This is a genomic window from Bacteroides sp. 14(A) (assembly GCF_000526555.1).
Classification (GTDB): domain Bacteria; phylum Bacteroidota; class Bacteroidia; order Bacteroidales; family Bacteroidaceae; genus Bacteroides; species Bacteroides cellulosilyticus.
The window spans coordinates 416587-432273 of sequence record NZ_JAGH01000004.1; the positions used below are offsets into that span (position 1 = coordinate 416587).

Here is a 15687-nt window from a genome sequence, read left to right on the forward strand (position 1 = left end):
TTTTAGATATTGAAAGAGCATGAAATATTATGTATTGTTTTTCTTTGTGTTATTCCTATGTGCTTGTACCGGGGATGAGAATAGTTCCTCATGCTCTGTGAGTGTCCAACTGCTTTCTCCTACGGATGAAGTGACCTTGCCTTTCGAAGAGATGGAGGTGGTATTGACAAATAAGGATCAAGGTACGGTTTATACCTCTTCATGTGCTTCTGATGGAGTAGCTTTGTTTAATGTGGAATATGGATATTATACAGTTGCCGTACATTATCAATCTGTTTCCGGAATTATTTTCAGTGGAAGATTGGAATCTTTGTCGTTATTGCCCGAACAGGGTGAAGAAGTGATGAAAGTTCAGTTGCAACTGGCGCGCTCTAAAATAAATGCATTGGTCATTAAAGAGATTTATTATGTGGGCTGTAAAAGAGAGTTGGGAGCAGATTATCAGGCAGATCAATATGTTACACTCTATAATAACTCTGATGAGACTGTATATCTGGATGGATTGTGTCTGGCTTTGGTGGATCCGATGCCGGGTATTGTATCTCCCTGGGTGAAATATACGGATATGAAACGGATTCCCATTGCTGATATGACCTGGCAATTTCCGGGTAGCGGTAAGGAGTATCCTTTATTGCCCGGAGCAGAAACTACCATTGCAACGAATGCTGTAGATCATACCGGAGGCGAATATCAGCATGCTAATTCGGTTGATTTATCTAAAGTTGACTGGGGATTCTGGCATGTAAGTTTGAGCAAACAGAACATAGCACCCGGTGTGAAACCATTGAACCTGCTTTTAAATCTTAACTCGACTGCATGGATGTATTCATTTCCGGTGGTTGGACCCACATTCATGATATTTGGATTTGAAGGCATTAGTGCAGAGGAATATGTAAATAATCCATTGAACAGGGAAAATAGACCGGGAGCTTCTAATAAGACTAAATTCTATTTGATGATTCCGAAAGAGTGGGTGATTGATTGTGTGGAGTGTGTGGAAAATGAAGCCAATGCCAATAAGCGTGTGCCTGATGAACTGAACCATGGACCTGTGTATATTCCGGAAGGAGATTATTCCGGGAAATCGTTGATACGTAAAAGTGCAGCATCAACCAACGGGCGTTTCATTTATCAGGATACGAACAATGCGGCGGAGGACTTTATCGTATCCGAACCGTCTTTAAAAAAATAAGCAAGCAACTATGCGGAGTACATTATTTATTTTATGGCTTCTGTCGGCGATTCCCGTATATGCGCAGTCTGATTCATTGCATATCTATTCTATGCAAGGGGTTTATCAGCAGAATAATTGGCTGACAGGAGCTAATCCAGTAGGAATATCATTCAACCGTTTCCGCTCGTTCTCTGTGGCGGAAGTGGGGTATAGGTTTGAAGATGGAAACTTTGGTAATGTCAGTTTGCCCGCTTCATCCAATAAGTATGCGGTGTTTGGTGAATCTTACCAGACTATAGGTAATGTCTCTTTATATGGAAAAATAGGATATGTGAATAACCGGAAGCAAGAGGTGAACTGGAATGGGATGACCGGTGACTGCTGGCGTGGAATAAATCTTTGTGACTCAGTGAGTGGCAATCAACGTTCGGAACAATATCAACTGTCCGGTGCATTTTCATTACCCGTTTCTTCGCATTGGCTGATGGGTTCGAGGTTCGATTATTTAGTTGACCTGAATGCCAAGGATACAGATCCCCGGAATGAAAACCAGTGGATGGAGTGGAAAATAACTCCTGGAGTTGGTTATGAGTGTGGAAGTCATCGTTTGGGGGCTTCCATATTTTATGGCAATCGTAAAGAAACAGTGGACTATCAGAATGTAGGTACTCATACGACATATCCTTTCTTTGTTTCTTATCCGTTAGGGTACTTTAAAACTTTGCCTAAAGGAGAAAATATAAAATGGTATTATTCTGCACAGGAGTTCGGAGGATTCTTACAAGAAGAAGGAGTTTATGGATGCTTCCGGCTATTTCAACAGATAGGAGGGAGCCTTGTCAGACAAAATATAGTAAGTGACCGTATACAAAACAAGAAAGAAGGTGAGACAGATGGCTGGAAACTGGATTATAAAGGTATAGGTTCATTAGTTTCTCCATTGAATCGCCATGAATGGAGTTGGAAAGTTTTGTTTGACAAGTCGGATAGTTATGATCTTTTGCAGCAGCAGGAAGAGAACATGAGTACATGGCATTCTTCGGGGAAGGTTCTTCGTTCTACTTCCCGTATTAATGAATATGGGTTGACTTATGGTTACTATCGACTTTATAATGAGTGGAATAGTCGTTATTCTATCGTTTCGGGAATTGACTTTAAGCAGACAAAAAGTCAATTGCTTTTTTATCCGGCTGAATATATGCAAACTGTACGCCGTTTTACTGCATATTCTACATTTACTCGGAATTTCTTATTATCTAATGCCCGAATTGATTTAGCTATTGGGGCAGAGTACGGTAAAGGAGGTGGAACTATGATAGCTGAAAAAAAGTTGCAATCAGGACAGAATACGCCCGCAATCAAATTATGGCAGAATATGGATCGGTTGGGGCAGGAGTACAATTACTTAACAGAGCCCAGATGGGCATTGCATTTATCTCTAACTTATACTCATACCGTTTCTTTTACTTGGTTTGCCCGATTGACGATGGGGTATGAAAATGCTTCTAAAAATCTTTTTAATTCAAATAAGGAAAATATTTCTGTACAAATAGGATTGTTTTTCTAAATAGATTCCGTAGTTTTGAAGCGACTAACTAAAAAACAATAGAGTTATGGAAAAAAAAGAAATTTTGGATAATCAGAAATCAGATCCGAGACCTGTTGGTAGATGGATTATTTACATTGACAAGTGTACGGGATGTGGCGAGTGTGTGGATGTTTGCAGTTTGGGACTTCTTTACATAGAAGATGAGAAAGTACAAATGAAAGAGGAGAGATACTGCAGTCAATGTGAAGATTGTGCCAGTGCTTGTGCTTTCAGAGCAATAACATTTAAATAGCTATATCAAGTGAGGAGTATCTATCTATTTCTTTTTCTGTTCTTATGTAGTGCTTGTTCTGATTTTGACAATAAAGAAGTTTTAGATCGAGAATTGTCAGATGTGTCGATTCTATCGGTCTCTTTTGACTCTTTATTATCAGAAGTAAGAAAAATGCCTTCTCGGGATAGGGTGGCATGCATAATTAACGTATCGCGTAGGAATGAAAAAGAAATAGATGGAGTAAAAAAGCAAGAAAGGCTTCTAATGGAGATTTTGCCTATAAGTTATGGTAAAAAGAGAAAAGAGGTTTTGCTTCATTTAGTGACAATTTGTAGTAATCTTGATAGATTTGGCATTCCTTGTGCTGAATTGAGGGGACTCAAATGGATCGAATTGTTAGAAAAAAATCATTCTCTTTCGCAAGAGGAAGAGTGGCAAGTGAGTGAAATAAAGGCACTGTTGCTTAACAGATCTGGAAATCAAGACGAATTTCTCCCTATTTGGTATAAATTATTGAAACAGTATCGTGAGGCTGATAGACCGGAAGATGTGGGTAAGTGTCTTCTAACTATAGCGAATCATTTTGTGATGTTGGAAGATTACGATAATGCCTTACCATTATATGAAGAGGCTTATCAGTTAGCTGTAGAATATGAATTTGTAGATTTACAGAAATCATCTGGCATAATGTTGATAAAACATTTATGTGGGGCGGGATATTACTCAAGATCATTGGAATATTATAATAAAACTAATCAGGAAATAACGTTTAATCCTGCGATGCAGAATGAAGTTGTAAAAAGCTATATGGAGCTTAATAAGCCTGATAGTGCACGAATTTATTTAGCTAAAAGATTATTGTTAGAAGGAGGCAATAAGATTGCTCTAAACTGTATGATGGCTGAAACCTATATCCTTGAAGGGCAGGAAGATTCTGCTTTTGTGTTTTTGGATAGGGCTATGAAATCTTATAAAGAAAAAGCGAAGAATTATCAAAGAAAAGACAGAGAAGCAATTTTACCTAATTGCTTTTTATCTCCTTGTTATTTGTTTGCTGATTTATTGTGGAAAAAAGGTAAGATTCAACAAGCGAGCCTATATTATACGATTGTTGAACCTTTAATGAAAGAGATTGTTAAAACTCCCGTTCGGATGGAGCTTCAAATGAAAGCCCTTACCAATTTTAGTTCTTTCTGCCGTGAAACTAAGCAATACGAAAAAGCTTTGGATTTATTAGATCGACGAGATTCTATTCTGCAAACGTATTTGGAATTTAAAGCGAAGAACGATAAAAAGAATTATGCAGAGCGTTTAAAGATTCAGGAATTGAAGCATGAGCTTAATGAGAGTGAAGATGTAAATAGAATAAATACACATGTGGCTGCAATCTGTATTTTTCTATTAGTGATTTCTGTAGCAGCCACATTCAAGTCCATATCTATGTACCGTAAGTTGAAGAAACAAGGTGCTGTAAATTATAGACTTCAAGGAATGATTAAGAAATGCGATGAAGGAGATGTGCCTGAATCACATTCTGCATCTATGGATCAATATGAACTTTTATTTTGGCAAGCCTTACATAAAGTTCGTGACGAACAATACTTCCTTAAAAGTGACCTTACGATAGAGACATTGGCTGATGTACTGAATACGAATCGTTCTTATTTATCGGTTAGCATCAATAGATTCTGTGATAAAGGCTTCAGTGTTTGGCTGAATAATTTCCGTATTCAGCATGCCGAACAACTGATGAGAGAAAATCCTTCAATTGCCCTTAAAGACTTGCCGGAACAGTGTGGCTATGCAACCACTGGTACTTTTGTTCGAAACTTTAAGCGGTGTCATAACATGAGTCCAAGTGAATTTATGAATAAACTTCTCATTGAACAAACACTTCCTAAAGTAGAGAAGACTTTTCAGTAAATTGATTATCTTTGAGCACACTAAATGATTCATAACTTAATTATCCTATATCAATGAAAACAACTATTTTATTACCGGTAATCAGTCTTTTCTTATTCCTTGCATCTTGCACGAATCCTAGTGATAAGAAAGTAAATGATCAAACTTCCGAATCTTCCGAAAGTGGTGTAACCTCTACTGATTGGCAATCTCGTTACGATAAACTTGAAGCCTCCGATTTGCCCGACAATGTGATTCAACTGATCGGTAAGGAGTGGATGCTTGTAACGGCAGGTGATGAAAGTTCCTTCAATACAATGACTGCCAGTTGGGGTGGTATGGGATACATTTGGGAACGTCCTTCTACCTTTATTTTTATACGCGATACCCGCTATACTTATCAATTCCTCCAACAGCATGAGAGTTTTACCCTCAGCTTCTTTAATGAAAAATATCGCGATGCCTTGCGTATATGCGGTACAATGTCAGGAAGGAATACGGATAAGGTGAAAGAGGCCGGACTTACTCCTCTGGAAACTCCTTCAGGATTAATGAGCTTTGAAGAAGCACGAATGATTATTGAGTGCAAGAAGATGTTTATTCAGGAGTTGGACTATGCCAACCTGACCGAACCTTATAAATCAAAAATCATGGAAGAAGCTTATAAAAACGAACTTTCCAAACATCAAATGTTTATCTCAGAAATCGTCAATATTTGGATTAAGAAATAATATTCAACGAAATTTTGGTCAATTATTCCTTTTCATTGGTAAAAGACCAAAGTGTTTTTGACCAATTCTTGGAATTCATAGTCTTTTCTGTATATTTGCGCCCGCATTTTCTTAAGTATCACTTATATATAATTGTCCCTATAATCAGAATTTACTAAACTAGGTAGAGTTTATGGAGAAAATAAACGCAGTAATTACAGGAGTCGGAGGATATGTACCCGATTATATCCTGACCAATGATGAGATTTCCAAAATGGTCGATACCACCGATGAATGGATTATGGGACGTATAGGCATAAAGGAAAGACGTATTTTGCATGAAGAGGGACTGGGAACTTCGTATATGGCTCGCAAAGCTGCCAAACAGTTAATTCAACGTACGAATTCTCAACCGGATGAAATTGATCTGGTGATTGTTGCTACTACCACTCCTGACTATCGTTTACCTTCTACAGCCTCCATTCTGTGTGAGCGACTGGGATTAAAACGTGCTTTTGCTTTCGATGTGCAGGCAGTTTGCAGTGGTTTCCTGTATGCGTTGGAGACGGGAGCAAACTTTATTCGCTCGGGAAACTACAAGAAGATTATCGTGGTAGGGGCTGAGAAAATGTCTTCAATCATAGATTATACGGATCGTGCCACTTGTCCCATATTCGGTGATGGTGCGGCAGCCTTCATGCTGGAACCTACTACGGAAGATTTAGGTGTAATGGATTCAGTGCTGAGAACAGATGGTAAGGGACTGCCTTTCCTACATATTAAAGCAGGTGGTTCTGTATGTACTCCTTCGTATTATACGCTGGATAATCACATGCATTACATTTATCAGGAAGGGCGTACGGTTTTCAAATACGCTGTGGCCAATATGGCTAATGCTTGTGAAGCTGTCATTGAAAGAAACCATTTAAGTAAAGACGATATTGACTGGGTAATTCCCCACCAGGCCAACCAACGCATTATCACTGCTGTAACGCAACGCTTGGAGATTCCAACCGAGAAAGTGATGGTTAATATAGAGCGTTATGGTAATACGAGTGCCGCCACACTTCCGCTTTGTATCTGGGATTTTGAAGATAAGCTAAAGAAAGGCGATAACCTCATTTTTACAGCATTTGGGGCAGGGTTTGCCTGGGGTGCTATTTATGTAAAGTGGGGATATGACGGAAAAAAGGAATAGTAGCCCGGGTTACTATTCCCTATAACTTTTCTTATTATAACAACCCGGATATACAAATAGTTTATCTCATCACCTTTTGCCAAACCTTCATTCTATTTCTTTTTTTGGGTATCATATATATTGAAGTTATTATAAAATATTATCTTTGTGGGGAATCATTGCATGACAACACATTGTTAACCATACAATAACTTAAAAAACAACCAACGTATGAATCATGAACTATCGATGAGTGCCAACCAACTGGTGGCTGCTCTTCAAAAACCGGCTTCCGAATTTACGAAAGCAGACATTATTTCTTATATCAAGGAGAACGATATCCGCATGGTGAACTTCATGTATCCCGCAGCAGACGGGCGACTGAAAACATTGAATTTTGTCATTAACGACGCTGCTTACCTTGATGCCATACTGACTTGTGGTGAACGTGTAGACGGATCAAGCCTTTTCCCATTTATTGAAGCGGGCAGTAGCGACTTGTATGTAGTACCGCGTTTTTGTACAGCCTTTATCGATCCTTTTGCTGAAACCACAACACTTTCCATGCTTTGCTCTTACTTCAATAAAGATGGCGAACTTCTGGAAAGCTCACCGGAATATACGTTGCGTAAAGCTTGCAAAGCCTTTACTGACGTAACCGGAATGGAATTTCAGGCTATGGGTGAATTGGAATATTATGTGATATCAGAAGATAGTGGACTGTTCCCTGCTACGGATCAACGTGGCTATCATGAATCTGCTCCTTATGCCAAGTTCAATGATTTCCGTACCGACTGTATGCTGCATATTGCAAAGGCGGGCGGACAGATCAAATACGGGCATTCTGAGGTGGGTAACTTCACGCTTGACGGTAAAATCTATGAGCAGAATGAAATTGAATTCCTGCCGGTACGTGCCGACCTGGCTGCCGATCAGTTGATGATTGCGAAATGGGTTATCCGTAATCTGGCCTATCAATATGGGTATGACATTACGTTTGCTCCGAAAATTACAGCCGGAAAGGCCGGTTCAGGATTGCATATCCATATGCGTATTATGAAAGACGGTCAAAACCAGATGTTGAAAGATGGTGTACTTTCTGAAGCTGCCCGTAAGGCTATTGCGGGAATGATGGAGCTTGCACCTTCCATTACAGCTTTTGGTAATACGAATCCTACTTCTTATTTCCGTTTGGTGCCGCATCAGGAAGCTCCGACAAATATTTGCTGGGGTGACCGTAACCGTTCCGTATTGGTACGTGTTCCGCTTGGATGGTCGGCAAAGACAGATATGTGTATGCTGGCTAATCCGTTGGAAGCTCCCAGCCACTATGATACTACACAGAAGCAAACTGTGGAAATGCGTTCTCCGGACGGTTCTGCCGATTTGTACCAACTGATAGCCGGATTGGCCGTAGCATGTCGTCATGGTTTTGAAATTGAAAATGCTTTGGAGATTGCAGAAAAGACCTATGTGAATGTGAATATTCATAAGAAGGAAAATGAGGATAAGCTGAAACAATTGGCTCAACTCCCTGATAGCTGTGCCGCTTCTGCCGATTGCCTGGAAAAACAGCGTGCTATTTTCGAACAGTATCATGTATTTAGTCCTGCAATGGTCGATGGAATTATCAGTAAATTGCGTTCCTATGAAGATCGTACCTTGCGTAGTGAAGTACGTGACAATCAGGAGGAAATGCTGAAACTGGTTAATAAGTATTTCCATTGCGGATAAAGCAAAACTTGTATTTGTAGATAGGAGTATAGAATAGGGAGGTTCGGATGTAGAAGTCCGGATCTCCCTGTTTTCTTATGCAGGGGTATGTAGTTGCATTGGTAGAGCTTGAGAGAGCTTGTGGTGTATGGGACATCTGTTTTTCATGAAAGAATTGTGGTTCAGGTAAAACAATATCCCCAAAAGGGCTTGCTTTTCCAGTTGATTTTAATAGATTTGTTGTTTACTCAATAAATTGATTATAAAACAGAGCTTTATGACATCAAATGTGAAATCTTTAGTCTATAAGATGAATATAGTGGTTGACTGTAAAGATGCAGGAGTTGGAAGAGGCTGAATAAATACACAAGACAGTTACTGAACATTAAAGAATACACCATGTCCGAAATTGCGAACTATTTCCTTTATAGAAATGCCGAAGGCGAAACCGGTTTATCCGCTAACAGCATTGACGACCTGAATCTGGATGACCTGTTTGCCGAAATAGATTATTGTCATTCCAGTATAGGCAGGCAGTATTTGTATTATCTTCTGCTATCGGATAAAACCTCCGGCATGGAAAAGCAGGAAGCACTTCTGTCTTCATTGGCAACTCATACGGGGTTACGTACTCTTTTAAGCAATACACTGAAAGAACTGGATAAACCGGATGCTTATTCCATCGTATCCATTCTGGAAAATGATAATACAGGGATTGGTGCCAAGGAGATGGTTCTTATTAATATCTGCCGGTTTCTGCCTTTGCTGTTTCTGGCTCTGATGCTGCTCACTCATTCGGGAGTGTTTCTTACTTTATTTGTCTTTTCATTCGTGGCAAATGCAGTGTTGCACTATCGTAATAAGGCGAAAATCCAGAGATACTTTTTCTCCATACCTCAGCTTCTGAAGATGATAAGGCAGGCGGGAAAGCTGGCGCAGAATAAGGAGTTTATCTCTGTAGATCCTTCTATCACGACTGACTTGAAAGCTGTGGAAGGTCTGAAGAAGTATATCTCTTATTTCCGTTTCAACCTCAGTCTGGATAACGACATGGCTATTATGTTTTATATGGTAGCGGAATTAATCCGGGTATTCTTTCTCCACGAGGCGTATGCGGTAGGCAGAACTTTTCATCTGTTGAAGGAGAAGGCGACGGCTATCCACAATGTTTACCGCTTCATCGGTTTTCTGGATTCTATTTTGTCTGTTGCCATCTTGAGGGAGGAGCTACCTTATTACTGTCTGCCGGGAGATAACAGGGCAGGGGAGCGATTGCGTACACAGGCAGTGTATCATCCTCTGATAGAAAACTGTATTCCGAACGATATGGTGCTTCATGAGAAATCTGCATTGATAACCGGTTCGAATATGGCAGGTAAGACCTGTTTCATGCGTACGATAGGGGTGAATCTGTTGGCAGCGAAAGCACTTCATACTTGTTTCGCGGAAGTCTTTGAGATAAATACCGGAATTTCTCTTCTGTCCTCCATTCACCAGGGAGATAACCTAATGGAAAATAAGAGTTATTTTATGCAGGAAGTGACGACTATCAAAGATTTCGTAGATGAAAGCGGTCATGGGAACCATCTCTTCCTGCTCGATGAATTGTTCAGAGGGACCAATACCAAGGAGCGGATAGCTATTTCGAAAGCTGTGCTTTCCTGGCTGGTGAAAAGTGATAATCTGGTATTTGTATCTACGCATGATCTGGAACTGGCCGATATGCTGGAAGATGAATACGAATTATACTATTTCAGCGAGTCGGTGAAAGATGGTATCCTGTCTTTCGATTACAAGTTGAAACGCGGAGTTGCGACCGAACATAATGCAATTAAGATATTGGAGATTTGCGATTATCCGGCTTCGTTGGTGAGTGAGGCCCATTCAATCACAAGTATATAATGAAAAACAGAGAGAGTGTAGGTATGATACCCCGCCTCCCTCTGTTTTTACGGTAATGAACAGATTGATTACTTCTTAGCTTCATCAGCCATAGAGTGCACTTTGCCTTTGATATCATTGGCTTTTTCGGCAATGACAGATGTTTCATTGGCCACTCTGTCAGCAACTTTTTCTCCGGCATACAATGCCTTTTCTTTAGCAGATTCGATCAGGCATTCGGTATGTCCTTCAATTCTGTGCAGGGCATCGAATACTTCTGCTTTCATTTTTTTTGCTCTTGCACTGCGGGCAAAGCCATAAGCCAGTGCTCCAAAGATTGAACCTATTCCAAGGCCAATCAAAAAGTGAGAATCTTTACATGTCATAATTAAACAGGTTTAATGGTTAAAAACTAAATAAATGTTCTATTTTGGTCAGAGAACAGAGTGCACAAGGCATTAGTTCAACGGGGAGGGAAAGAATTACTACTATTTCACAATTTATGAGAATCAGGAGTTGAATTAACTCTTTATTTTCGGGTTATGAACTAAATGATAAATAATCTTTTAGACGCGGATGACACGGATGACGCGGATCTTTTTTTTATCCACTTTTATAGCGCAGCCTTTTAAATCCGCGTTATCCGCGTCTAAAAAATAATATACCGAATGGCGCCTATCACTAAACACTAATCACTTTTGTTCTTTTTTTTGTTATAAATCAAATTCAATACCAGATTTGTATAATTTATAAATATTCTCTTGCCGGATTCCTTTAGCTTTATCTTTGGCGCCCATAAACATTACTACTGCACGTACGTTCTGTGGTACAAGCAGTTTTTTGAATCATGTAATTAAAATCAATGCTTTATGAATGTAGAAAGAAAAAATGCGAAAGATGACTTACGGCTCTACATGCCGGAAGTTATCGAGATGCTGAAGCGGGAAGGAAAGTTCCCGGCAATGCATGTTTATGCTTGCACGCTGCGTTCCTATGAGAAGTTTTGTGCAGAGGAAAGGTATCCGAAAAACACCACTGCTTCCCTGTCCATGCAGGAGATTTTCACCCCTGAGAGGCTGAAAGAGTATGAGGACTGGTTGGCTGGACAACAGTCCAGTCCGAACACGATCTCCACTTATATGCGTACATTGCAGGCGGTATACAATCGCTGGATGTCACCGGGTATAGAGGGGTACAATCCGGTGCTGTTCAAGGATGTTTATACGAAAGTGGAGTCGCGCACCAAGCGGGCGCTGACGGCAGAGCAGATGGAGCAACTCAGGAATACGGACTTTAGTGTGCTGACACTGCGTCAACAGCAAGTGCTTACCTACTTCTTGCTAATGTTCATGTTGCGCGGTATGCCGTTCATTGATCTGGCACACTTGCGGAAGTCGGATTTGAGAAATAGGCGCATCACTTACCGTCGGCACAAGACGGGGAAACTGATGGTGGTGGATGTGCCGCCCGATGCGATGAGGCTGTTGCAGAAGTACAGGGACAAGACGGATTCGGAATATTTGTTCCCGTTGCTGCATGGTGGCTTGTTCATGGAGGAACATCACCACCGTTATCAAGAAACATTACGGCATTTCAACCGGGAGTTGGCGCGGCTGATGAAACAGTTATTGCCCGGTGTTTCCGTAAGTTCGTACACCGCACGCCATACATGGGCTACAATTGCTTATCATAGTGGTGTACCTGTGGGACTGATAAGCCAGTCGTTGGGGCACTCGTCCATTCGGGTGACGATGACTTATCTGAAACCGTTTGATGCGGAGGTGATAGACAGAATAAACAGGCAAGTGATTTCCTTAGTGAAGAAAAGTAAAAAGAAGAAAGATGGCAGATTTAATATGCTGTATGGCACTTCGTTGAGGTGAAATTACTTGCATAGTAACGGCAAATAGCAGCTACAAAGTTGCGTCTTTTTTGACAGAAAAGCAAACAAACCCTAACAAAATATGAATAAATCTTATATCGGACAGCAAAAACAATATTAAAATTAGTCCCTAATACATACAGCTTTCGATTTTTTATCCCAGCAGGCAAAAGGAATCGTGTTTCCGCTTTATCCTTTGAAAGTGGAATGCTTCTTTACGTACCTTATTATCAGGAAAACTTCTTTTTACCATAAAATGATACCGTCTGAAAACGCCTTTCCGGTCTGCATCAAATGGTAGTTTGCCGTTACTATGCAAGTAATTCCAACAAACGCATTAATTATACTGTTTATGAAGAATATAGAACTTCCCATCAAAAGAGGAGACCGTGTGTGGGTGAAGGTTTATAATGAACGAAATGGCTCATTCACTTCGCGTATGGCGGAGGTTATATCTATATTGCAAATGTATGTTTCCGGGGCAGATGTACCGTATGTAGCATTGCGTTATCTGGACGACCGCAGCTATGGATGTATTCCTTATGAACAAGTTACCGAAGTATGCGACGAGTCTTTTTCTGAATAATGACACTGTAGTTTTGTTGATACTATAGCCCTGCTTTCTTCATCCGCCAGTGTCGTCTGACAAAGAAGAAAGCAGGGCTTTCTTTTATAACCAACCCGAAAACTTTCTGATATACCAGTTCTTTACCAATTGAGTCAGCACGCAATAGGAGAGCAGAATACCCACCAGCCACGGGAAGTAACTCAATGGAAGTGCCTGCAAACCAATGGATGCCCCGAAAGATGTGAACGGTATCACAATTCCTATAACCATCACCAAAGTAGTCATACCGATTACGGGCCAAGTGGCACGGCTCTGTATGAACGGAATTTTCCGTGTACGTATCATGTGTACAATCAGAGTTTGCGAAAGCAGCCCCTCAATAAACCATCCCGATTGAAACAAGGACTGATGTTCCGGACTATTACAGCCAAACACATGCCACATCACCAGATACGTGACGATGTCAAATATGGAACTGATGGGCCCGATATAAATCATAAAACGTTTCAGGTCTGACGCATCCCATCTGCGTGGCTTTCTCAGAAACTCCGGATCCATGCGGTCGAACGGAATTGTAGTTTGCGAGATATCATATAGTAGATTCTGGATGAGCAGATGAATCGGCATCATCGGCAAGAACGGCAGAAATGCACTGGCAAACATGACACTGAACATATTACCGAAGTTTGAACTTGCCGTCATCTTGATGTACTTATTGATATTTCCGAAAGTCTTCCGGCCTTCCAATACTCCATCTTCCAGTACCATCAGGTCTTTTTCCAGCAGGATAATATCGGCGCTTTCCTTGGCGATGTCTACGGCAGAATCTACCGAAATGCCAATATCCGATTGCCGTAAGGCGGAAGCATCATTGATGCCGTCTCCCAGAAATCCTACGGTATTCTCCTGTTCTTGTAAGATGGAAATAATCTGTGTTTTTTGTAGAGGCGTCAATTTGGAAAAGCAGGTAGTGGTCTTTACACGCTCTTTCAAAGTAGCCTCATCCATATTCTCAATATCCGGTCCGGTCAATGAATAACTTGTGTCGATACCGACTTGCCGACCTATGGCTTTCACTACAATATCATTATCCCCCGATAAGATTTTAACTTCCACACCATACTCATGCAGTTGCTTAATGGCTTCTGCCGCAGATGGTTTCGGGGGATCAAGAAAAGCCAGGAAGCCAATCAGAACCATTTCCTTTTCATCACTCACGGAGAAATTACCCACCTTCTCTATATAGCTTTTCTGAGCAACGGCCAGCACTCTCATTCCTTTCCGGTTCATTTCTTCACTGATCTTTTGGGCTTTAACCTTCAGTTCATCCGTCAGAGATTGCACTTCTCCATTGAATTCAGTGTGCGAACAGATACTGAGCATCTCTTCCACGGCGCCTTTGGTGATGATCTGGCGTTTCCCTTGTTTGTCTTCTATCACTACGGACATTCTCCGACGGATGAAATCGAACGGTATTTCGTCCACTTTGGTGTAGGCATCCTTCAGATGTTCCAGCTTCAGTTCCTTTACGTGCGAGAGGATGGCTTTGTCCATCAGATTCTTTAATCCGGTCTGGAAATAGCTGTTGAAGTAGGCGTGACGCAATATCCGTTTGCTTTCGTCATTGCTGCCATCGGCATTGATGTACTTTTCCAGAACAATCTTGTCGCATGTCAGCGTACCCGTTTTATCGGTGCAAAGAATATTCATCGCACCGAAGTTTTGGATGGCATTCAGATTCTTGACAATCGTTTTCTTCTTCGACATGGACAGAGCGCCTTTAGAGAGGTTCGCGGTTACAATCATCGGAAGCATTTCGGGCGTGAGTCCCACGGCTACCGAAATGGCGAAGATGAAAGCCTCGAACCAATCCCCTTTCGTAAACCCGTTGATGAAGAAGACGAAAGGAACCATGACCAGCATAAAACGGATGAGCAGCAGGCTTACTTTGCTGATTCCTCTGTCGAAAGCAGTAGTGGCACGGTGTCCCGTGAGGTTGCGGGCGATAGTACCGAGGAAAGTCCTGTTGCCGGTTTCAAACACGATACCTTGGGCTGCGCCACTGATAACGGTGGAACCCATGTAGCAGATGTTATCCAGTTCCACGATGCTGCCTTTCCGGTATTGCTTTTCCTTTACTTCCGGAAACTTCTCTATCGGTTCCGACTCCCCGGTCAGGGAAGCCTGGCTGATGAACAAGTCCTTGGATTCGATGATGCGCAGGTCTGCCGGAATCATGTCTCCGGCTGCCAGGAAGACGATGTCTCCCGGAACCAGTTCCGTGATATCCAGTTCTTCCTCACCACTTCCGGCACGCTTCACGAGACAGGTATTCTTTACCATTTTCATTAGTGAATCTGTGGCTTCATTGGCTTTCCATTCCTGCCAGAAACGCAGGATGGCACTACACACCACCATGACGGCGATGATGACGACTCCCGTCCATTCCTGTTCTCCCGGTTCTGCCATGAGTACGTCGATGACGAGTGATATGACTGCCAATCCGGTCAGCACTCCTATGAACGGATTGATGAAAGTTTTGATGAATACGATGAACGGATTTTTCTTTTGTTCGTGAACCACTTCGTTCTTTCCATACGTAAGTTGGCGGTCTTCAACTTCTGCTCTTGTCAACCCGAGCCTTGTCGTTTGCAGGTATGAGTAAACGGATTTTGCCGGTTGTGTGGCAGTCAGGAATACTTTCTCGGAGTTGAGCGCATACTGAGGCTGCTGTAACTTTTTCTTCCACTTCATAATCTCTTTCCTTTTTTTGAAGTTACTAATTGCGTTTCTATTTCACGGCGCAAAAGTAAGAACGGCTTCGTGGAGAAGCCGTTAGAGATTTATTAGAATGGTA

12 protein-coding genes are annotated in these 15687 nt (G+C 41.4%); 10 read left to right on the forward strand and 2 right to left on the reverse strand.

The features are described 5' to 3' along the window. Nucleotides 1-19: 19 nt before the first annotated feature. The 8 genes from K429_RS0120800 to K429_RS0120835 all read left to right on the forward strand — a co-directional run bounded on the left by K429_RS0120800 (nucleotide 20) and on the right by K429_RS0120835 (nucleotide 10401). Nucleotides 20-1192, forward strand: coding sequence for a DUF4876 domain-containing protein (locus K429_RS0120800; RefSeq protein WP_029327898.1), 1173 nt, complete (start codon nucleotides 20-22; stop codon nucleotides 1190-1192). 10 nt (nucleotides 1193-1202) lie between these two features. Further along, complete coding sequence (locus tag K429_RS0120805) at nucleotides 1203-2741, forward strand: DUF6850 family outer membrane beta-barrel protein (RefSeq protein ID WP_044097011.1); 1539 nt, start codon at nucleotides 1203-1205, stop codon at nucleotides 2739-2741. 46 nt (nucleotides 2742-2787) lie between these two features. Then, nucleotides 2788-3015, forward strand: a complete 228-nt coding sequence (locus K429_RS0120810) for an ATP-binding protein (RefSeq protein ID WP_029327900.1) — start codon at nucleotides 2788-2790, stop codon at nucleotides 3013-3015. Between the two features lie 9 nt (nucleotides 3016-3024). Continuing rightward, nucleotides 3025-4920: a helix-turn-helix domain-containing protein gene (locus K429_RS0120815; protein WP_231501903.1), complete on the forward strand. Its 1896-nt coding sequence runs from the start codon at nucleotides 3025-3027 to the stop codon at nucleotides 4918-4920. Nucleotides 4921-4973: 53 nt separating this feature from the next. After that, nucleotides 4974-5630 (forward strand): flavin reductase, encoded by a 657-nt coding sequence (locus K429_RS0120820; RefSeq protein WP_029327902.1) that lies wholly within the window; start codon nucleotides 4974-4976, stop codon nucleotides 5628-5630. A gap of 172 nt (nucleotides 5631-5802) precedes the next feature. Further along, nucleotides 5803-6807, forward strand: coding sequence for a beta-ketoacyl-ACP synthase III (locus tag K429_RS0120825; protein ID WP_029327903.1), 1005 nt, complete (start codon nucleotides 5803-5805; stop codon nucleotides 6805-6807). A 210-nt stretch (nucleotides 6808-7017) separates the two neighbouring features. Continuing rightward, nucleotides 7018-8520 carry a glutamine synthetase family protein gene (locus K429_RS0120830; RefSeq protein ID WP_029327904.1) on the forward strand — a complete coding sequence of 501 codons (1503 nt, stop codon included), beginning with the start codon at nucleotides 7018-7020 and terminating at the stop codon, nucleotides 8518-8520. A 378-nt stretch (nucleotides 8521-8898) separates the two neighbouring features. Then, nucleotides 8899-10401, forward strand: coding sequence for a hypothetical protein (locus K429_RS0120835; RefSeq protein ID WP_029327906.1), 1503 nt, complete (start codon nucleotides 8899-8901; stop codon nucleotides 10399-10401). Between the two features lie 68 nt (nucleotides 10402-10469). On the opposite strand, the gene K429_RS0120840 is transcribed toward K429_RS0120835, so the two are convergent. Next, nucleotides 10470-10766 carry a hypothetical protein gene (locus K429_RS0120840; protein WP_007213302.1) on the reverse strand — a complete coding sequence of 99 codons (297 nt, stop codon included), beginning with the start codon at nucleotides 10764-10766 and terminating at the stop codon, nucleotides 10470-10472. 483 nt (nucleotides 10767-11249) lie between these two features. Here K429_RS0120840 and K429_RS0120850 point away from each other — a divergent pair, with 483 nt between their 5' ends. Beyond that, entirely contained in the window at nucleotides 11250-12263 is a 1014-nt protein-coding gene (locus K429_RS0120850; RefSeq protein WP_029327907.1) for a site-specific integrase, read from the forward strand. Between the two features lie 351 nt (nucleotides 12264-12614). Further along, nucleotides 12615-12848 carry a hypothetical protein gene (locus K429_RS0120855; protein ID WP_022391614.1) on the forward strand — a complete coding sequence of 78 codons (234 nt, stop codon included), beginning with the start codon at nucleotides 12615-12617 and terminating at the stop codon, nucleotides 12846-12848. Between the two features lie 84 nt (nucleotides 12849-12932). Here the strand turns inward: K429_RS0120855 and mgtA are convergent, their stop codons facing one another. Further along, nucleotides 12933-15584: a magnesium-translocating P-type ATPase gene (mgtA, locus tag K429_RS0120860; protein WP_029327909.1), complete on the reverse strand. Its 2652-nt coding sequence runs from the start codon at nucleotides 15582-15584 to the stop codon at nucleotides 12933-12935. Between the last annotated feature and the right edge of the window lie 103 nt (nucleotides 15585-15687).